Source organism: Haloplanus salinarum (genome assembly GCF_024498175.1).
Taxonomy (GTDB): Archaea; Halobacteriota; Halobacteria; order Halobacteriales; family Haloferacaceae; genus Haloplanus; species Haloplanus salinarum.
Genome location: NZ_CP101823.1, coordinates 2616045 through 2634904, shown reverse-complemented (window position 1 = coordinate 2634904; position 18860 = coordinate 2616045). Strand labels below are relative to the sequence as shown.

General features: G+C 59.8%; 25 protein-coding genes. 17 read left to right on the top strand and 8 right to left on the bottom strand.

Annotated elements, in window-relative coordinates:
- The first annotated feature begins 9 nt into the window (after positions 1–9).
- The 13 genes from NO364_RS13795 (at position 10) to NO364_RS13735 (ending at position 9752) form a co-directional block, all read left to right on the top strand.
- On the top strand, positions 10–450 hold the full coding sequence (locus tag NO364_RS13795) for a hypothetical protein (RefSeq protein ID WP_257627829.1): 441 nt from the start codon (positions 10–12) through the stop codon (positions 448–450).
- 46 nt (positions 451–496) lie between these two features.
- On the top strand, positions 497–841 hold the full coding sequence (locus tag NO364_RS13790; RefSeq protein ID WP_257627828.1) for a hypothetical protein: 345 nt from the start codon (positions 497–499) through the stop codon (positions 839–841).
- Positions 834–1322 (top strand): hypothetical protein, encoded by a 489-nt coding sequence (locus NO364_RS13785; protein WP_257627827.1) that lies wholly within the window; start codon positions 834–836, stop codon positions 1320–1322. The genes NO364_RS13790 and NO364_RS13785 overlap by 8 nt, the downstream gene beginning before the upstream one ends.
- Complete coding sequence (locus NO364_RS13780; RefSeq protein ID WP_257627826.1) at positions 1319–1612, top strand: hypothetical protein; 294 nt, start codon at positions 1319–1321, stop codon at positions 1610–1612. The genes NO364_RS13785 and NO364_RS13780 overlap by 4 nt, the downstream gene beginning before the upstream one ends.
- Positions 1613–1658: 46 nt before the next feature.
- Entirely contained in the window at positions 1659–2126 is a 468-nt protein-coding gene (locus NO364_RS13775; RefSeq protein WP_257627825.1) for a hypothetical protein, read from the top strand.
- Entirely contained in the window at positions 2119–2463 is a 345-nt protein-coding gene (locus NO364_RS13770) for a hypothetical protein (RefSeq protein WP_257627824.1), read from the top strand. Before NO364_RS13775 ends, NO364_RS13770 begins: the two co-directional genes overlap by 8 nt.
- Positions 2460–2798 carry a hypothetical protein gene (locus NO364_RS13765; protein WP_257627823.1) on the top strand — a complete coding sequence of 113 codons (339 nt, stop codon included), beginning with the start codon at positions 2460–2462 and terminating at the stop codon, positions 2796–2798. The genes NO364_RS13770 and NO364_RS13765 overlap by 4 nt, the downstream gene beginning before the upstream one ends.
- Entirely contained in the window at positions 2799–3041 is a 243-nt protein-coding gene (locus NO364_RS13760; RefSeq protein WP_257627822.1) for a hypothetical protein, read from the top strand.
- Positions 3042–4652, top strand: a complete 1611-nt coding sequence (locus NO364_RS13755; RefSeq protein WP_257627821.1) for a hypothetical protein — start codon at positions 3042–3044, stop codon at positions 4650–4652.
- Positions 4645–5439: a hypothetical protein gene (locus NO364_RS13750; protein ID WP_257627820.1), complete on the top strand. Its 795-nt coding sequence runs from the start codon at positions 4645–4647 to the stop codon at positions 5437–5439. The genes NO364_RS13755 and NO364_RS13750 overlap by 8 nt, the downstream gene beginning before the upstream one ends.
- Positions 5436–6548 carry an ATP-binding protein gene (locus NO364_RS13745; protein WP_257627819.1) on the top strand — a complete coding sequence of 371 codons (1113 nt, stop codon included), beginning with the start codon at positions 5436–5438 and terminating at the stop codon, positions 6546–6548. Before NO364_RS13750 ends, NO364_RS13745 begins: the two co-directional genes overlap by 4 nt.
- A gap of 151 nt (positions 6549–6699) precedes the next feature.
- Positions 6700–9462, top strand: a complete 2763-nt coding sequence (locus NO364_RS13740; RefSeq protein ID WP_257627818.1) for a hypothetical protein — start codon at positions 6700–6702, stop codon at positions 9460–9462.
- On the top strand, positions 9459–9752 hold the full coding sequence (locus NO364_RS13735) for a hypothetical protein (protein WP_257627817.1): 294 nt from the start codon (positions 9459–9461) through the stop codon (positions 9750–9752). The genes NO364_RS13740 and NO364_RS13735 overlap by 4 nt, the downstream gene beginning before the upstream one ends.
- Here NO364_RS13735 and NO364_RS13730 read toward each other — a convergent pair.
- Together NO364_RS13730 and NO364_RS13725 are read right to left on the bottom strand one after the other, a co-directional pair.
- Positions 9749–9979, bottom strand: a complete 231-nt coding sequence (locus NO364_RS13730; protein ID WP_257627816.1) for a hypothetical protein — start codon at positions 9977–9979, stop codon at positions 9749–9751. The genes NO364_RS13735 and NO364_RS13730 overlap by 4 nt on opposite strands.
- Positions 9980–10395: 416 nt before the next feature.
- The gene (locus tag NO364_RS13725; RefSeq protein WP_257627815.1) at positions 10396–11106 is read right to left on the bottom strand and encodes an HNH endonuclease; all 711 of its coding nucleotides are present in this window, start codon (positions 11104–11106) and stop codon (positions 10396–10398) included.
- 100 nt (positions 11107–11206) lie between these two features.
- Between NO364_RS13725 and NO364_RS13720 the strand changes: the two genes are divergently transcribed.
- On the top strand, positions 11207–11575 hold the full coding sequence (locus tag NO364_RS13720; protein WP_257627814.1) for a hypothetical protein: 369 nt from the start codon (positions 11207–11209) through the stop codon (positions 11573–11575).
- Positions 11576–11622: 47 nt separating this feature from the next.
- On the opposite strand, the gene NO364_RS13715 is transcribed toward NO364_RS13720, so the two are convergent.
- The 5 genes from NO364_RS13715 to NO364_RS13695 form a co-directional block, all read right to left on the bottom strand.
- A complete protein-coding gene (locus tag NO364_RS13715; RefSeq protein WP_257627813.1) occupies positions 11623–12537 on the bottom strand; it encodes a hypothetical protein in 915 nt (304 codons plus the stop codon).
- Positions 12538–13773: a hypothetical protein gene (locus NO364_RS13710; RefSeq protein ID WP_257627812.1), complete on the bottom strand. Its 1236-nt coding sequence runs from the start codon at positions 13771–13773 to the stop codon at positions 12538–12540.
- A gap of 103 nt (positions 13774–13876) precedes the next feature.
- Entirely contained in the window at positions 13877–14521 is a 645-nt protein-coding gene (locus tag NO364_RS13705) for a hypothetical protein (RefSeq protein ID WP_257627811.1), read from the bottom strand.
- A 195-nt stretch (positions 14522–14716) separates the two neighbouring features.
- Positions 14717–15022, bottom strand: a complete 306-nt coding sequence (locus NO364_RS13700; protein WP_257627810.1) for a winged helix-turn-helix domain-containing protein — start codon at positions 15020–15022, stop codon at positions 14717–14719.
- A gap of 34 nt (positions 15023–15056) precedes the next feature.
- Positions 15057–15326: a type IV toxin-antitoxin system AbiEi family antitoxin domain-containing protein gene (locus NO364_RS13695; protein WP_257627809.1), complete on the bottom strand. Its 270-nt coding sequence runs from the start codon at positions 15324–15326 to the stop codon at positions 15057–15059.
- A gap of 234 nt (positions 15327–15560) precedes the next feature.
- Between NO364_RS13695 and NO364_RS13690 the strand changes: the two genes are divergently transcribed.
- Genes NO364_RS13690 through NO364_RS13680 form a run of 3 tightly spaced genes read left to right on the top strand, consistent with a single transcriptional unit; the run spans position 15561 to position 17523 of the window.
- Entirely contained in the window at positions 15561–16190 is a 630-nt protein-coding gene (locus NO364_RS13690) for a hypothetical protein (protein WP_257627808.1), read from the top strand.
- Positions 16187–16513 (top strand): hypothetical protein, encoded by a 327-nt coding sequence (locus tag NO364_RS13685; RefSeq protein WP_257627807.1) that lies wholly within the window; start codon positions 16187–16189, stop codon positions 16511–16513. Before NO364_RS13690 ends, NO364_RS13685 begins: the two co-directional genes overlap by 4 nt.
- On the top strand, positions 16510–17523 hold the full coding sequence (locus tag NO364_RS13680; RefSeq protein WP_257627806.1) for a tyrosine-type recombinase/integrase: 1014 nt from the start codon (positions 16510–16512) through the stop codon (positions 17521–17523). The genes NO364_RS13685 and NO364_RS13680 overlap by 4 nt, the downstream gene beginning before the upstream one ends.
- A gap of 676 nt (positions 17524–18199) precedes the next feature.
- Here the strand turns inward: NO364_RS13680 and NO364_RS13675 are convergent.
- A complete protein-coding gene (locus NO364_RS13675; RefSeq protein ID WP_257627805.1) occupies positions 18200–18850 on the bottom strand; it encodes a DUF7344 domain-containing protein in 651 nt (216 codons plus the stop codon).
- Between the last annotated feature and the right edge of the window lie 10 nt (positions 18851–18860).

The following is an 18860-nucleotide window of genomic DNA, read 5'->3' as shown; positions in this document are numbered from 1 at the left end:
GTATTGAGCGTGGCAGAAACTCCCGGCCCGCCGCTCGAATCCCTACGGTCTATCGCGGAGAGTAACGTTCAGCGAATCCTGTTCGCGGCGTTCATCTACCCGGTGCTGCAGTTCCTCGGAAAGACCAGCGAACTCATCGGCGCCCTGTTCGACGTGATAATCGTCCCGACAACGTCGTTCATCGACGGTTTTGGTCAGTTCATTCTGGCCCTCGTTGTCGGTGGCGCCGACGTGATCGGCGCCGGTTCAGGCGCCGCAACCGAGGCGTTCCTTACCGGCGTGTGGGGTGCCCTCGGCCCGTTCGCCTATCCCGCGTCGATCGGCGCCGTGCTCGCTGGTATCTACCTCCTACTGCAGTACCTCGAAATGCCCTTCACGTCCGACTCGATTCTCGGACTGTTCACCGGCACAGACCTCCCGATCATCGGAACCGACGAGGACGAGGAGTGATTCAACACGCGCCGACCTCGAGCGACGCTCGCCGGAGGTGTGACCCGTGAGTGATTCGACGCCCTTCGTCGACGGCGCGAGCATCAACGGCGAGCGCCTCGCCGCCGCCGCACTCGGGTATATCGGCGCGCAGTTCGCCGCCGGAGCCTCAACGCTCATCGGCGCGCTGTTCGCGTTCCTGCGGAGTCCGATCGACGCGACTCGCGACGTTCTTGCGGGCCTCGCTACCGGCTTCTTTGCCGGCCCGACCGACGCGCTCGACCTCGCCTACCGTACCACTCGCGGATTCTTGGGCGAGGCCAGCCTCGGCCCGCTCGCGTTCCCGGCCGCCGTCGCGATCGTCGTCGGCCTCGCCATGATCGCCGTCTACGGGAGGGATGCTCTTGAGTAGCACTCTCCCCGATTGGATATCAGACCTCGCTCCCTACGCCGACACTCTCATCGCGTTCGGGAGCGCTCCGGCTCTATTCATCCGCAAGCGAGTCGTCTCGTTTATCGTCGGCGTCGTCGCGAGCCTCGCCTCGGCGACCGGCGCCGTCGGCCGAGACTCCCTCACGAGCGTCGCCGACGCGATTCGGAAAGCGGCCGATTCCTTCGGCGGTGCTATCGGGGGCATCGTCGGGCCAGTCGTCGGCGGCTGGGTCGATCTGAACCTCATGATCGCCCGCGCCTCGACGGACCTTCTCGGGCCGGCGGCACCGTTCGTTATCGTCGGCGTAATTGTGCTGCAGGTGGCGCTCGTCATCCGGGCGATTCCGCCGGCACTTGTCGCCGCGAGCGACGCCCTCGGCGCCGTTCCCGTGATCGGGTCCATCCTCGACGCCGCCGCATCGTTCGCAATCGAGTATATCGGAGGTAGTAACGACTCATGACTGCACTCACGCTCCGGGGAGTTATCGCGCATCCGCTCACGGTTGCGTCGAGCCTCGTCGCCGTCCTCGGCGGATTCCTGAACCTCCCGTTATTCAACGCCCTCGCCGCCGTGGCGTGGGCGAAAGCCGGGAGCCTGTTCACCGTCCTGTCGATCGGCGGCTTCACGCTCGGCCCGAGAGTCGACTTCATTCCGTCGGCGCCGCTCGAAATCGCGGCCGTCGTCGGGGGAGTCCTCTACGGCACCAAACTCCTGTACGGAGTGTACCAGAACCTCGACACCCGACTATGACCGACACCACCAATCAGACGACTCGACCCCTCTCGCGAGGTGAATCATGCCGTTCGGTGTGAGTCTCGGCCCGCTCGACTCTCTCGTCGGGACCGTCCTCGAAGCCTTTGGGGGTAACCTCGTTCTAACCATCGGCCTCGCGGCGACGGGACTCCTCACCTACTGGTTCCTCGACGAGTATCGAGACGCCAACGACACCGCTGAGGCGATCGAAGGCGCCGGCGACCGTGCCGACTCGTTTTTCGGCGGCACTATCGGGGCCTTCGGCTCGCTTCTCACGGTCGTCCTCACTATCACCGTCACCGTCGCGAATCAGTTGCTCATGACCGGCTCGATGCTCAACGAAGCGATCGAAGCGCCGGCCCTGTTCGGTCAAGCGATCACCGGCCTCATCGCGTTCGCCGGCCTCAAGGGCCTCATCCCGGCCGACCCGGTCATCTTCGCGGCGATCGCGACACTCCTGTTCGTCCTTGTCCTTTGGGCACGATACTCGGGAGGTGGCTCCCGTGCTTAGTCCGCTCGCGATCGACGCCGTCGATCCACTCCTCGAGCAACTTCGCTCCGTTCGCATCGCCGTCGCGATCGTCGTCGGTGTCGCACTCGCTTATACCCTCTACGGCCGACTGTTCGCGACCGACGACGACCCGAGTATCACCCTCTCGAGTCGCTCCGACGCCGGGACGGCCTCCGTGCTTATCTCGGGGGTTCACGTCACGATGCTGTACGCCGGCATCCTCGTCGCCGTTACGTGGCCGCTCGTCCTCGAGTCGACCGCCTTCGGCGCCGTGCTCGGCCTCGCCGTCGTCGTGCATTGGTTCGTCGCTCGCCGGGAGCGAGGTGAGGCGGTGTGACGATCGTTCAGACGGAGGCCCCCCTCGCTGAGGAGACCTCTCGACACCTCGATATGCTCGGTCGTGACCTCGGCGCCCTTGAGGCGCTCCGTGATCCGGCCGTTCGACGCGAGGTTTTCGCCCCGATCGCCGCCCTCGCGACAGCTGTCGTATTCGCTTACGCGACCATGCAGCCCGGCACGTCTACGGGCGGTGCTCTACTCGGTGCTGCGATAGTCGGAGTAACCGGCACGGTGGCTGTGAAGTGGGCCGACCAGGCGGTGTGTGTCCTCCGCGCCGGTCACACCTGCCACAGCTGCAGCAAAGAGTCCGATCGGTGGGAGGTGAGCGAGTAGATGAGCGTCGATGACCCCTCCCGCATCCGGGCCTACGACGTGTATGTGCTCGTCTCGGCCGTCCTGTTCGGCCTCGGCGCGATCGCCGTCGTGCTCGCGCTCGTCTTCGGTGGCGTCGCCGCCTTCGGCATCGCGGCGCTCCCCCTCTCTCTCGCCGGCGGCCTCACCGTGCGACTCCTGTTCGGGTGGCGGCCCGGCGATCGGAGCCTCGACCGGCGCGTTCCCCAGGAGGTGACCGAGTAGATGGAACGCCGAGCGTTCACCGTCTTCGTCGGGTGCCTCCTGGTCGTGAGTCTCGCCGCGCCACTCCTCGCCGTGGGAGTCGACGCACAGTCGAGTTCCTCGAACGACCTCACCGTCGACGAACTCGCTCGCGACGGGACCCACTACAAGAAGGCGAGCGCGCGCATCGCCGACGGTCACGTCTACTGGTTAACCCACACGCCGGCCTCGAAGCCGTGGCAAGACGAGAAGGACCTCGTCGAGACCAACACTATCCGTTCCGACGAGGTCTATCTGAACTCGATTCGGACGGCTTCAGAGTCGAAGACCGCCACGGTCAAAATCGCGTTTTGGGAGCGAGAGACCCGCACCGTGAAGACCGAGAACGGGACCACCACCGAGACCGTCGCCGCGAACGTTTCCGTCGTCACTCGCGAGGTCCAACTCGGTAAGGGGTGGCCGACCGCGAAGATAGATCTCCCCGAACACCAGGACCCCGTCCGCATGACGATGTGGCTCGCCTCGGCGCCCGACGAAGCCCGATGGACGCTCGTTCACCACTCGAGTCCTTATGCGCAGAGTGCCGGCATCAACGACCAGGGAGACTACCTCATCTCCGCTTTGAAGGACTTTATCGCGCCCACGCTCGCCGGCGCCTTCGCGATTGGGTGGCTCGTCAAACGCGCCCTCGAGCGCGCCGGCGTCGGTCCCATGTGGGGATACGGACCGTGGATGTTCCTGATATTCATCGGCTCCGGCGTCGGCGTCTTCTCCCTGTTCGGGAGCCTCGCCGCCGTCTTCGTCGAACTCCCGCATATCATCGCCGCCTTTTCGATCGGCGTGATCGGCGTGGTCGTCCTCGAGACCTACGAGGTCGGGGTGAGCGACGCTCGATTCATCCAGCCGCAGCCGGAGGCGGCTCGCAACGCCTCCGGCGAACACGCCTTAGACGCGCGGAAGGCCCGCGAGCGCTCGGAGCGAATCATCAAAACTCCCGACGAGGAGATTGCGGTGGTTCGCAAAGGCCTCGGAGCGTTCCTCGCTCGCGTCTTCGGCTCGACGGCGACTCTCGAAGGCCACGAACACCTCGACACCCGCATCGAATATACCGAAGGGAGTGCCGACGAACTCTACGTCGTCTCCCCGAACGCCGACGACGTGCTCAAGTACGAGTCGGAGGGCTTCGAGTGGTCGGCGAACCCGCTCTTAGTCCTCGGTGCGGCTGCCGTCGCCGGCTTCGGCCTGAACCACTACGTCGGCCAACTCGCCGGCGTCGGTGGCGCCCTCGGCGCGATCGTGCTCGGCGCCGTCCTCTACCTCGACGCCACCGACGGCTATGCGCGCGTCGAGCCGGCTCCCGCTCACCTCCGGTCGGCGTGGATCTCCTCGATGTATCTGCAGAAAGAGGCCGACGAGGCCGAGACCCTACAGGAGTCCCGGCAGAAGCGCGTTCGAGAGAAGGCAAAGAATCAGAAAGATGTCGAGGCCGCCCTCGAGGATCAGGACCAGACGCTCATCGAGGCCATGCACTCGACGAACGGCGCCGACTCGATGAACCGCGACCGCGACCCCGTCGACGGGAGCGCCTTCGAGTTCGGCCCCGACGACGACCAGGAGGCCGCCGATGAGTAAGCCCGATCGCCCCGGCGGCGACGCGACCGAGTTCGTTCGACCGTCGCTCGTCCGCCTCAAACTCGACCTCGAACAACTCGAGACGGAGCTTTACGATGGGTTCCGACGCCGCCGAGACGTGCTCGATTGGATGCAACGCCTTTGCGTGCGGACACTCGGCCGCACTCGACAGGCGTTCATCGAGAACCTCTCCCGACAGTTCCGAGGACGCTTCGACGACAGTCGCGAGCGTGCGCTTCTCTCGGCGATGCTCGTTCCTGCCGCTCGCGACCGCGACATCGAGGCCGGCACCGTCGACGAGCTGCGCGAGCGCCTCGCCGCGACTGTGATCGCCCCGGCCTACCACCGCGCACTCCGACACCTGCGGAAAGACGCCGGTGAATACATCGACTCCGCGCAGGAGTCGAAGACCTCCGGCCACGACCCCCAGGTTCAGCGATTCATCGCCATGCGCCCGGCCGTCGACGAACTCGATGAGAATCAGTCGACCGTCCTCGAGGACGTGCTCGACGGCTTCGACGAGCCGCGCGATATCCTCGAGTGGGGTCGCGACATGGAACTCGCGACTCACGGCGAGGTCGACGGCGACCTCGTTCGTCGGTGCTACGTCGAACCGTCGACCCGCCGGATGCTCTGTAGCGACGCGAGCGCCGACGAGCGCGCCCGCGAATTATTCGCGGCCACGTATCTCCTGCCCGCGTTCAATCGCGGCGTGCGCGACCTCGTCGGCCGCGCAGGCGAACAGCCCGACGAAGACAAAGACCCCTCCACGGGGGCACACCTATGAGTCTCAAAGCGAACGACCCCGACCAGTATCTCACCGATACTATCGACTACACAGAACAGGCTACCGGCCAGGGAGGCCGATGGACCGACGCGCGTTCGATGCGTGAGGAGTTCGGCATCGCTCCCTACGACCGTGAGGCGTTCGAGTATCCGAACGTCGTTCCGAACGCCCTCGAACACACCTGGGACGCCGGCCGGAACCAAGACGCCGGCGGTACCGACTTCCTCGCGACAGGGAAACCCGGTTGCGGTAAGTCGACGTTCGGCCTCTCCTGGTCGGTTCGACTCCTCGAGGTCAACGAGGAGAAAGTCGTGTGGCGTGGCTCGACGAGTCGCTCGGAGTGGCTCCCGCTCGCGCCGTGGACCACCGTGCTCGTCCCGAAGGGCGTCGACGTGAGCGCCGAACTCGTCCCCAAGAACCCGCGCCACGATGCCCTCGAGGTCGACCTCAAGGACATGGTCCGAGAGGTGAAGCGCTACGAGGACCCCGTTCAGGTGAACCGACAACTCCTCGAACCCGGACAGTTCCATGTTCTCTACCCGGACCCTCGCATGAAGGGGTGCCAATGGGTCTACGAGGAGGCGCCCGAACGGACTTACGAGGCGCCCGGCGACGATCGCGGACTGTTCGACCGAGAGGACCCGCTGAATCATTGGTGGTTCGCCTACGTCCTCGCCCGCGTCGAGAAGGGGCCGAACGACTTTCAGTCGCTCATCCTCGACGAAATCGGCGATATCGCTCCCGAGGCGGCGAGGTCCGACCAGTTCGCCACCTACCAGAAGGTCGAACTCCTGCGCGACACCTTCGTCGACGCGCGCAAATACGGCCTCTCCCTGTTCGCGTTCGGCCACTCCGAACGCGACATTCACAACCTGATTCGTCACAAAATCCGGTGGCGTATCTCGATGCCCGGCTCGGCGAATCCGACCAGCAAGAACGACGTGATCGGGATGGACTCCGTCCCGATGGACAACGACATGGCCTCCCGGTACGATATCGGCGAGTGCCTCCCGTTCACGGAACAGAACTTCGAGCGAAAGGTTCGGTGGGACGATATCCCGGCACCCCACGACCGAACCCTCTCGGTCGACCTCGAGGTGAGAGGATGAGTGATCGACTCGATCGCCTCGATATCGAGAAAATCTCGAATATCGGCCACTCTGTGAACCACCCGCTCGAGTCCGAGCGCGCTCGCTCGCGTTCCCTGTTACGCGCGCGCGTCTCGGATAGGCTACAGGGGTCCCCCCCGAGGTGGTGGCGGTGAAGTTCCTCACCGGTCGTGGTGAGCGAGCGGTGAACGTGCTCGTCGCCGTCCTCCTGGTCGCGAGCCTCGCCGGTCCCTTCGTCACCGTCGCCGCCGCCGTTCCGAGCGGCATGGTCACCGTTCCCGACGCGAACGTAAGCGAAGATGTGCCGGTCGGCTCGAACCCGCCGATCAACGCGAGCCACCTCGAGGGCAACGTCATGGCGAGCGAACACGCCGAGACGCTCCGGGTTATTGTCACGACTCCCGATCGCGCGAGCGACTATCTCGAGAACGGCTCCGTCGCCGGGTCGAGCGGGAGCCTTACGCTCGTCCTCAAAGACGACACCCACTCGCAGGGTCGGCGGGTTGCGATTGGCGCCGAGGCCGTGAAAGACGCGCTCGGCTACACTCCCGAGCGCGTGTATGGCACTCACGAAGACGGCTCGAAGTGGTCGCGGCCCGTCGAGTACGATGCGGGGATGCTCGTCTTCGAGGTGCCGCACTTCTCGAGTAACTCGATTACCTTCTCCGGTGAGGTCTCCGTGAGTGGCACCTATACCGACGGGTCGACGGTTAACTACGACGTGAGTTCGATTGATTCCGTCTCGAACTTCTCGATCAACGTCACCGGGAGAAGCCGGAGCGAAAACGATACGGAATCTTCTTGGGTCTCTCCCGGCTCGTCGCTCTCGCTCTCGGTCGCAGGAAACCAACCCCCGAGTGACGCAACTGTGACGGTCGCGGCATCTGACTTGTTCAATCCATACGAGACCATCGGAACCTCTGAGAAGGGATTGAGAAAATTTGTGGGGGATAATAGCCCAGATTACACACAGTCATCGTCTATCGAGATTCAACCACAGAGGGACGCAACTATATCAACTCTTAAGCCTAATATCAGTAGCACGTCAGGGAGCAGTTACAATGCCGATGTTGAGATTAGGATTGCGCCAGGAAACGCGGACACCACATACGGAGAGGGCACGGTAGTTAAATCAACATGGCAACCGTCATGGTCGACTGGCCGTCAAACAATCGACATTAGCAATTACTCCGTATCTGCGGGGAATACGTATGAAATCGAGTTTATCACGAAATCAACCGATAGCGACGGGACAACGGACAAACTCTATATCAGAACAGCATCGGCTCCTGAAAATGCAATAGCCACAGGGCCTGGTACGACCGACGAGGCGGGGGATCTGCGATATGCAGCCCATGAGACGGCTCTCAATGCCGAGGTTTCCGGTGAGTCCGCAGTCCCGTTCGGAGACCTCGCCCCCGGCGAGTCGGCCACTAAATCCGTCCCTATAAGCCTCTCAACTACATCGCTCGGTGTTTCGTATTCCGGGCGGTCCCTTGGAGTCGATGTCTCCGCGACATATGAGGAGACAACTGTTCCGGAAAATCCGAGCGTCACGGTCAACGGCCACACGACGAGTTACGGCGGCACTCTGGCAGACGGCTCGACGGCCTCACTCGAAACTAACGACTCGTGGGTCGAGTCGAGCAACACCGTCAATATCTCGGTCGCCGACGCGTCGCTATCTTCCGATGCTCCGGCGGCGTCGGTCGACCTCAACTACCGACATGAAGCGAGTGACAAACAGTCGGTGAACTACTCGGCGAACAAGTGGTCGGAATCCTACAACGTGAGTAAGACGTTCGCGAGCGACCGCTCGTCGGCCTCGCTCACAATTCCGTTCGCCGGAAACGTAGTCGGCATCAAAAACGTCGAAAAGCGAGTTAACGGCGGGACGTGGTCCTCGGTGAGTCAATCGTCTTACTCCCTCTCGAACACGACCCTCACCGTCGACCTCGGCTCGATGAACGGCGGCGACACCGTCGAGGTCCGAACGACCGGCCGTCGAGTCAACGTCATCAACGGCGTGATCACCGTGGTCGAACCAACGGTGAAAGGCGAGCGACTCGACTCGAAGATTCGCATCGACTCCTGGTCGACCGACGCTCATATCTCGGTCGGTGCCACGCCCGACTCGAGGCGCGTTCACTACGTCTACAAAGAGTCATGGTCGAACGCCGACCCTTACTCGAAGATTTCCGCCGACGGCTACAACTACGTCTATATGCCCGGTGCCTCGGCCGGCGCCGAGGCGCGAATCTCGACGATTCCCGTCTCGGTGAATCCGTCGAGCGGTGAGGTGCGCCTCTCCGTCGATGAGCCGCGAACGCAAGAACCGCAGTTCTCCGTGCGTCCCGGCGACCAGGAGGGAGACACCGTCGAGTTCACTTTCGTCGATGCCGCCGACTCGACGCATTACGTCCTCAAGTCCAAGACGAACGACGTGGTTCGAGACGACGGAACGGCGAACTCGCCGCTCACCCTCACCGACGACGACTCCGCCGAGACGCTCGTCTTCCTGAAAGATGTCGTCTCGAGTGATAGTGGTGTGGTCGGGCCGGTGAACGTCGGAGGCGACTCCGGCGACCCTCTTTCGTCGCCGACCGTCGTCGTGATCGCCTGGGGAGTCCTTACCGCCGGCTTCTACGTGCTGCAGCGGCGCGTGGGTGGGCCGACGGGCGTGCGCGTCCCGTTCGTCGGTGCCGTGCCGTTCCCCGGCGGCCTCATCACCGGGATCGGGAGCGTCGGCTCGGCACTCCTCATCATCGAGTTTTACTCCGGTCGCGTCTCCACGGCGCTCGCGAACGTGATCGAATCGGTCGGGCCGATCGCCGGTATCGCGGCGGTCGGCATCGTCGTGTGGTGGGCCTACAACCAGTTCCGAGGTCGGCCGGTGGTGGTGAAAGGGTCGTGAGTCTCCTCCTTGGTCTCCTCGAGGCCCTCGGCGTCGGCGGCTCGGTCATGGGAGCGGCCGGCCTCGTCGTCCTCGCCCTCTACCTCTACAAGGGCGCTGGCCTCGCGACGACGGTCGCCACCCTCACCGCCTCGACGCTCACCTACGTCGTCGTCTCCCTGGTCGTGCTGGCCGTCGCGATCGGGGCCGGGTGGCTCGACCCGCACCCTGGTCCGTTCCTCGCGTTCGTTCAGGACCTATTCGAGACTATCGTCAAAATGGGCGCCGACGCCGTCGCTTCCGGTTTCTAATCCTCGGTTTGTCCGACGTTCGTCTCGCGTTCGAGAGGCATCCAGGGCGTGTGTAATTCCTCGATGAACTCGGTCGGGAGTTCGTCGGCGACTCGCCGCTTGTTCTCGAGGTCGTTCAGGTAGTGTTTGATCGCGGCGTCGATCGCGCCGGCCTTCGTCGACTCCCCGGTTTTCTCCATGAGTCGCCGGAGTCGGTCCTCCCGCTCGTCGTCCATTCTTATACGCATACTCTGATTTTGCACACACCGGCTCCTAGTCGTTTCGCTAAGGTTGCTGAACGGTGGCCTGTTTATATACTTCCTCTATCGAGGGGTCGGGCCTCCGGCGTGATCGGCGCGGAGACCGGCCCGATTTGCACACTTTGTTACTGTTTTCTGATATGAGCGATCGGAGTATCGGGGTGATTCGTGTGCAAAACCAGAGGTGCCGGATTTGTCGACGCGCGACCCCCCGTGGTCAAGTCAGAACGTACTCTTCCGCGGTTGAATCGGGATTCTGGCAGAGCGCTCACAGAACAGGAAACAGCGCAAAATGAGAGGTGCAGGATTTCTATTAAATACTCTACTGAAAGTATCCGACAAAATCAGTATAGTGGAAATGTTTCAGCTAGCGCCACGTACTTTGGCTCAGGTCCCTACTGTCGCTACCACAGGCGCTGATTTCCATTCCGCTGCCCAAGATATTCCGAATCTGGAGGTGTTCCTCCGAAATCAATCCGCTCGCCGTCTCGTGAGACGATAGTCCGCTCGAGAAATCGACTGTCCGTCTCGAACGCCGGATCGAGTTCAAGTGTGTAATCCTCGGAGATCGTGAAGATATGTTCGTCGAACGCTCGATGATGAGTACCGCACAGTAGAAGGCCGTTAGCCGGATCGCCTCGATCCTCACCGGCGGCTTCCCAGCTGACGACGTGTGCAGCCTCGAGTAGACTCGGATCGTCGACGCCACACAGGAGGCACTCGCCACCGTACCGCTCACGGACTCGTTCGCGGAACCTCGATTGTCCCTGCCGTACGACGGTGACCGACGTTCCCGTGGATGTCCTGACGACGTCGTCTTCGTCGGCACCGATGGCCAGTCGCTCCTTCGCGACTGCGGCCTCTCGGGCCAGTCGCACCTTGTCTTCGTGGAACTCGTTCCAGACTTCACGACCCAACTGAGAAATCCCCGACAATCCCTCCGGTCCGTCCGAGTCGAGACTGCGATAATTTGCGAGCCGACTCGTGATAGATCCCTCACTTCGGTCAAGCTGATTCGCTAGTTCTCGGGCTTCTGGATCGTTGGATCCAACACCGTCGTTCAGATACGCGTTGAGGACGACCAGGTGTTCGTCACGCGACCACGCCTCGCTCATTGTGTCTCTCAATGGAGTCCTTCCTCAAATATAGCTGTGGGCCCACTCGTCTCGGCAGCATCGATATGGCGATATCGACGGCTACTACGGTCCCGATTTGATGCTCTCCGTTGAGGTGAAGAACCTCATCGTCGACAGTTCGAACGTCCACAGTGAACTCGGGTCGATGATGGAGCTGGCGCGGCGGACGAACGTGGTCGTCGTCGCGATGTGTAAGGAGGTCGGTAGTGGGGCGACCGAGACGCTTCAGGAGGCCGGTGTCGAGGTGATCGACGACGACGACGATCTCGAAGAGGAGTTGAATCGGTGGGACTACCACAAGCAAAATCGGGCCGTGCAGGGGATGATTCACTTCATGGGGAATATCGAAGAAGATCCGGCGGCGGTTCAGCGGTTGCTTCGGTTTATCGAGGGTGTTGATCCAGAGAATCCGGCGTTGGCTCACTTATCAACAGGAACACACGAATAACACCAATTCCGTTCCCAAGGGTCGAAAGTTGAGGAACTCGGATCAGATCACATAAAGTCGGATATTTCCGACTCACTCGTCTCAGTTTCATCCTCAGAGAAATGTTCTTCCACAGTTTCATTTTCTAGACGATCTCTAATTCCGAGTACTTGATTAAGTGCGTATTTGGTAAACAGATATCGTCCATCATCCCGCCGCTTTCGGCAAGCATTGATATCTCTGAGATACTCAAACGCATTTTCTAGTTGCTCATACGAAATGTCCCGCCCGAAATGATCTTTAACATCTTCGAAGTTTAGAGCCACACCCCCATCAGACAGATCGCTCCCTAAGACGATTTCTTCGCAGATAGCAAGTACTAGCGCCTCATCCTCAATCTCTCTGGTAAGATACACTAAATTGGGCGGGCTTTCTGGAACGGATATACCTTCTTGCAATAAACTCGTGAGCGGCCCATTGCGCAATTCCTCCGAATCCACTAGCGAGAGAGATGTTCCAGGCGAAACAGTCGCAATACAGCTTTCCGATTTCAATTGCTCCAACTTTTGTCTTTGTTCGGCCGAACCGGCTTGATGATCAATAAATTGTTCGTGACGAAGGATGGTACAGTGGTCAAACCATTCTACCTCCTCTGGGTCAAGATTATCTTCCGAAATAGGCGCTCGATCAAGATGATTCTCAACAGCTTCTCGGCTTATTTCGTTATATTTGCTTATCCTTTCGACATCCTCGGAAGTGATTTGCCCTGGCTCAATAAAATCGAAGAATATCGCTGTATCAGTCCCGAGTACGGTATAGGGAGGCTCAATATTGACATCGTTACGTGTGTCCAGTATATACATAAAATCGCCAACAACCCGGAAATTGAGATCTACTAATCCTTCTTCCTCTTCGCCAAAAACTGCCGATTGGAAGAGATTATGTGTAGTTATATGCTCCTTTTGTTTGTCCCACCCCGACATCTACGCCCTCATTTTTTTGCTTGTCTTCTCAATACGATATGATGAATTGAACTCTCCATCTATAATTTGATAAAAGTCTCTCAAACCTTCTTGAGTAGTGTTATTTCTCGAATATACTTTCAAATCTTTATTTGACACTACAATTTCGAAGGACTGTCCTCGATCTCCGTCATAGACTAGGTAATGATTCTCACCAATAGAGGAGTACCTGTATCTCTGCTTGTACTCGAGAACATCCTCCTCCAAACTACCGGCCACCGCATCCTGATCTGGATATTCCTCGTCCTCTATTTCTTCTTCAAATATACAAATCGTCAGCCCATCTAATACACTCCCTTGATCGGAATCACGGAGAGGTTCGGGAAGTCCGCCATCGGTTTCATTACCGTCTGTAGATTCGTCTAAGGTTACTTGAGATAGGAAATAATGATCACCAGGAGTTAGACGTTCTGGTCGGTGCTCTACCTTGAAATTCTCCTTATCTTTGGTTTGACAAGCCTCAACAACGTTTTCTATCGTCTCTAAACCCACTTCACCTGAGCCGGAACGGACTCTGGGGATGGAGGCGTAGCCGTCTTGGTTAACCGTACCCTTCACCGCTTCAGCTGGGCTGTTCCTTTGGCTGAAGACTACTCGCTTTGCTCGAGCGTCAAAATCATCCTGTACTTTGTCGAGGTGTTCATCAGATCCGCCATGAACTTGGACACTTATATACTCGTCTTTGAAGAAAGGCTCGTATTTTGCAGTGAAACCAGACAAATCGCGCTTCTCGTTTTCTTCAACAAGTTCTCTGAGATCCTCTGAAGTTAGGAAAATGCGATCAAGCTGAGGGAGATATTGAATCAATTTTTCAATAGTATCTTTAGCAATACTCCTTCTCACAACAGTCAATACTTTCAAGTATTCTCCCTCATTAATCAGCAAGAATTCATCCTTTCTGTTATATTTCGGAGTGGAAATAACGAGTAGTGAAGCGTCGGCATTAATGGAATCTACGGAGAAAGAGTGGCTTTCAAAGAAATCACGGGGAGATTTATTTAAATCATCAGATACAAGAAGGTCTTGGATCGTCTCCCCCAGTGCATCAGGTGAAAAACCGCGGTTAGCCGCAATATATAGCTTCAATTCGGTCGTTTTCTTTTCTTTTCTTCTTCCTTCTTCAGCGATCTCTTCATCGGTTTTTGTGACGAAGTCCACGAACTGTTCTAGAACCTCTTCAGTTGGAGTATCCTCCAAATTCTGGTTATCGAACAGCAATGTGGCTCACCAAGTTTATCTGAATCATGTCTGAGTATCTATATTCCTGATATAAATCGGTTGTCCTAGTTCTGACGATGACCTAATGCGACTTGGATTTGATTTCATCGAATTTGATGGTCGATTCTTGTGCATAGTATAATTTCCAATCATGATTTTCTAAACGTGACAATTTCTCTTGATACGCACCGACTTCGATTTCTTGATTCTCCCCCGTCGCAGTTTTATACGTCACGCTGAAGACAACTGAGACCTCGTTAACCCCGTCATTATAAATTGTCTTCAGTGCCTCGCCAATTTCCGTCTCGTCAATTTCCTTAGATCGCTTCAACAGAGACGACTTCTCTATTTTTCTTAATTTGGGTTCCGCAACGAACTCGGTGGTACCCTCTGATTCGGATAATGCACCTCCAACGTCCGTTGGCCACCAAGTACCTTCTTGAGTTCTCTTTAGTGGAACAGAATTTGATGAAAAGTATGTCTTTGATCGGTTGAATCTATAATAGACACCGATCCAAAGTTCAAGATCCCTTGCTGCAGAATTCCCGTTATTAGCTAACTCTAAGTAGTATTTGTTTGCTTCAGGAGTTTCGATATCCATATCGTCGTCACGCTGTTTTCCCCACTTCCTAGAGACTACGCCGACAATAGGTGTATAGCCAGCACTCATCAGCTCACTCTGCTGAGAAGCTATATCTGCTTGGATATCTTGGACGAGGTACTGCATCAAATATGCAATTAGTAGAAGCGTAGATACTAGTACTGAGAGAGCCGCTTGATGGGATTTGCTATATGTAAGTAATTCATTCAGAAACTTCGTACCATCCCAGACTATCCAATCTGCAACTGAGAATAAAATCAGACCAAGTACGCCTGTCAACAAGATCTGAGCAACGTATTTTGTTCCTGATTTCATGATTAGTTATCCAAAACCAGCCCACCACCCCGGCCGCACCTTATCGGGCGGCCTCGTCGCCGGAACCGGCCGCTGCAACTCGGCATCAACCTCCCCCTCCAGATACAACTCACCCCACGTCGTAATCTCGTAGTGATTATCTAACTCCCCCCGCTCGTATACGTCGACGAAACCGGCCTCGACCAACACCCAGCACCGCCGCTCGATCCACCGCCGCTTGTTCCGCATCCCCGCCTCGAGGGCGATCTCCCACGCGCTCGCCTTGGACACGTCGGCGAGATGCTCCAAGATTCGGTCATCAGCGTACTCCATCCAACAGCCACTGCGTCGAATTACGTCGCTCATGCTACGCTTGGGCTTTCCCGTTCCCGTTCTCACTCTCGTCGGTGAGCTCCTCGGCGTTCAGTTCCTCGTCAAGATAGGCCTCTCCCTGTTGGGTGATCGTGTAGACGCCGTTGGGGAGACGGTTGAGAAGACCGTGATCGGCGAGCTTGGAGAGACGACGAGAGATTTGAGCGTTGCTGATATGCACGTATCCACTCTCCTCTGCCGTTTTTGGAGAGACGTGCCCCTCTGCACGGGCGAGTTCCAGTAGACGGTCGTCCCACAGTACCATCCACGGGGCGGACTTTCTCATCATCGTTGTGCTAACACACTCACCTCTCTTTTTGTACTGAATGCAGTATTAGTAATGAGTTGCTAATCGAATAATGCGTCGTTACATTTATGAAGAGAAAACGTACATGTGTCGGTGCGGAACCGACGCGAGATACAGTTGGCTCTCCGAGGTTGGTCGGTAGCGCGGGCGGTGCTAGGACACCACCCGCGTTAGGGTTCCGTGGTGAGAACCATGATCGGAACCTCTGCGGGGGCTACGCCCCGCACGACCGACGAGGTACCGCGCTCCAATAGACCTGACGACGGCAGTTGCACCTTCTGCCGTGCCGACGCCGACGGCGTCGACGCCGCCCGCGAGGGCAATCCGCCGGTCTGTTCGAACTGCGCGAAGATTCGCGCGGACGGCGGTATCGTGGACTGTTCGGCTTGTCCCCGTCCGCTCGACCGCGGGGTTGCGGTGAAATACGACGGTGAACTCTACCATCTCGCTTGCCTGCCGGATACGGCCCTCGTGAGCGGAGACGACGAGATCGTGACCGACGGCGGCGTGACCGTCCCCGATCATGTCGAGAAACCCGACTGCCCTGGCTGTGGGACGGACATGAACCTCGCCGAGCCGAACGACGCCACCGGCCCGCGCGGGTGGCAGTGTCCCGCCTGTGCTCGGTTCGACTGGGAAGGAAAACACTCGTTCGTCACCGACGGCGGTGTGACCTCCTACGAGACGGAACTCGACGAGACGCACGACTGCGGGACGAACCTCATTCGAGTCGACGCCGACGACCCGGAGAACACCCACGGTGTCGACGTGGTCGTCTGTCCCGCCTGTCTCGAAATCATTCGCAAGGAGGGGTCGGTGTGATCGACACCGATGAACTCTCCGAGGAAGAGATTCACGCCGTCGTCAACACCCGGATGTTCCAGAAGGCGCTCGCCTACCGGCGCCTCGCCGACGGCATCGAGGTCCTTGAGGACGAAGATCAGGTGTTCGAGTCGCTCGTCAACTCGATCACCAAGCAGCACTCCTCGGTGACGACCGAGGCCTCGACGCGGGAGTTCTTCCGACTCTTCCGCGAGGAGGTCGAGACGTTCACCGAGGAGCTGGCCGACGAGGAAGACGAGGGCGACAACGACGCCAGCGACCTCCGCGATCTCGTCACCGACGAGGGAGGTGCGTCGCGGTGAGCGACGACCTCCGTCCGCTCTCTCCTGAGGAGGGCATCGAGCGCTTCCTCCGCCACCGCGAACCGTCCGTCGAGGAGTCGACGATGCGGAACGCGAAGACCCGCCTCCGGTTCTTCCGCGAGTGGTGCGAGGAGCGAGAGATCGATAACCTGAACGACCTCACCGGGCGCAACCTCGCGGGCTTCGTCGACTGGCGACGCCCCGACATCGCGGCGATCACGCTGCAGAAGCAGTTGAGTACGATCCGCGAGGCGCTGCGGTTCTGGGCCGATATCGAGGCCGTCGAGAACGGCATGGCTGAGAAGGTTCACTCGCCGAGCCTTCCCGATGGCGCCGAGGCGAAGAGCGTCCACCTCGACGCGTCGCGCGCCTACGATATCCTCGACTACCTCGAGGAGTATCGCTACGCGAGCCGCGATCACGTCTTGATGATCCTCCTGTGGCGGACGGGGATGCGGCGGTCGGCGGTGCGCGCTATCGACGTCGACGACCTTCGCCACGACGAGCACGCCCTCGCGGTCACGAACCGACCCGACGAAGATACGAAGTTGAAGAACGGTGACGACGGCGAACGATGGGTCTACCTCGGCCCGAACTGGTTCCAGCCGATTGTCGACTATCTCGACAACCCCGACCGGTTCGATAAGACCGACGACTGCGGGCGGGAGCCACTACTCACGACCGCACAGGGTCGGCCCACCGGCGACACGATCTACTCGTGGGTCAACAAGCTCACGCAACCGTGCCAAATCGGTGAGTGTCCGCACGACCGCGAACCGGAGACCTGCGAGGCGTTCGGTGATCGGCACCAAGCGAGCAAGTGCCCGTCCGCCCGGTCACCGCACGCGATCCGGCGGGGGAGCATCACCTACCACCTGAACCAGAAGATTTCGCCCGAGGCGGTGAGTGAGCGCTGTGACGTGTCTCTCGAGGTGTTGTACCAGCACTACGACGTGCGCACCAAGCGGGAGAAGATGACCGTTCGGAAGAGCAAGTTGGAGGACCTGTAGCGATGCCCCGCCGATCCACTGAGGGGGCTAATCGCAAGACAGCGAAGCCTCCTACCCGGCGAGTCCATCTCCGTTCGCTCACTTCGTTCGCTCCAGTCGATAGACTCGCCGTTGTCCCACTCGCTCACTCCGTTCGCTCGCGGGACTCCCGGCGAGTCCACTCCATTCGTCGACGTGCCGTCCGCTTCGCTCGCGGGACTCCCGGCGAGTCCATCGACATTTCACCCGATCGCTGAGGGCACGCCTGGTGTCGGTATCGACAAGGCCCGATCGGCTCCCCCGGACAAAAATGGGGTGTCGAGGACGGGCGGCAGATGTCAGAGGCGCCGGTCCTCCTCCCCACCTTCGCGGCTCGGAGGAAAATATCCCGTCTGTCATTCGAGAAATCAGAAACCGCCACGACGGATCGCGGGGGGTGAGGCGCGAGGTCTCTCTCGGTGTCGTGGGACGGGCCGGTAGGGAACGGTGCCTCGTCACGCCCGTACCGGAGGTGTTTTGTGGTCGCGACACGGATCGTTCGGAGACGGCACGGCGGGTCGACTCCTTTCAGCCCGCGTTTCCACGCGTGGTTCCGTCGGCCGGCCTACCCCGTCTCTCTACCACCCACGAGCGACGGCGCCCGTGGCGGCCGAACTACTACGGACGGGACCGCGACCGAGAATAGTCGCGCCGGCGCTCAGACCTCGAGGTCGATCCGAGCGGCGAACGTCGGCAGACGGGGGGTGGGAGTGACGGTTCGTGCCGGCGGGTCGTACGCGACCAGTCCCGTGGACGCCAGTTTCGGGAGGTCGACGTGATGGAGCGAGACCCGGAGGCCCCGGTCGTCGTCGGGGAGGGGGGACGCGGCGTGGCGCTCGCGGAGGGCGGTGACGAGCTCCGGCAGGCCGGTGTCGCGGCCCCGGTCGGCGAGCAGCGCGAGGACGTCCGCTCGGTACGGGCGCACGAGGAGGGTACTGACGGCGTCCCAGGCAGGGTCCTCGGGTGTTCGCAGGTCCGACAGTGACAGGGCCGCGAACTCGACGGACGGTCGCTTGTCGATGACGACGCCGTCCGGACGCCGTTCGATCCACCCGACCGCTTCCAGTTGCGGGAGACACCGATGATGGAGGTCGACCCGGATCGGATCGAGGTCTGCCTCGGTGGCGTCCGCGGACGTGAGGCCGCGCTCACGCTCGAGGAGGCGAAGGCCGAGTTCGCGTTCCGTCAGCGGCCGGTCCCGATCCAACAGGAGAGAGAGGATCCGACGCTGGCGCAAGTCGCCGATTATCGACGAGCGAACGAGGTGGTCTCCGTCCTCGTCCCGACGTGGCCGCGGTGCGCCATCCATGACTCGTGTC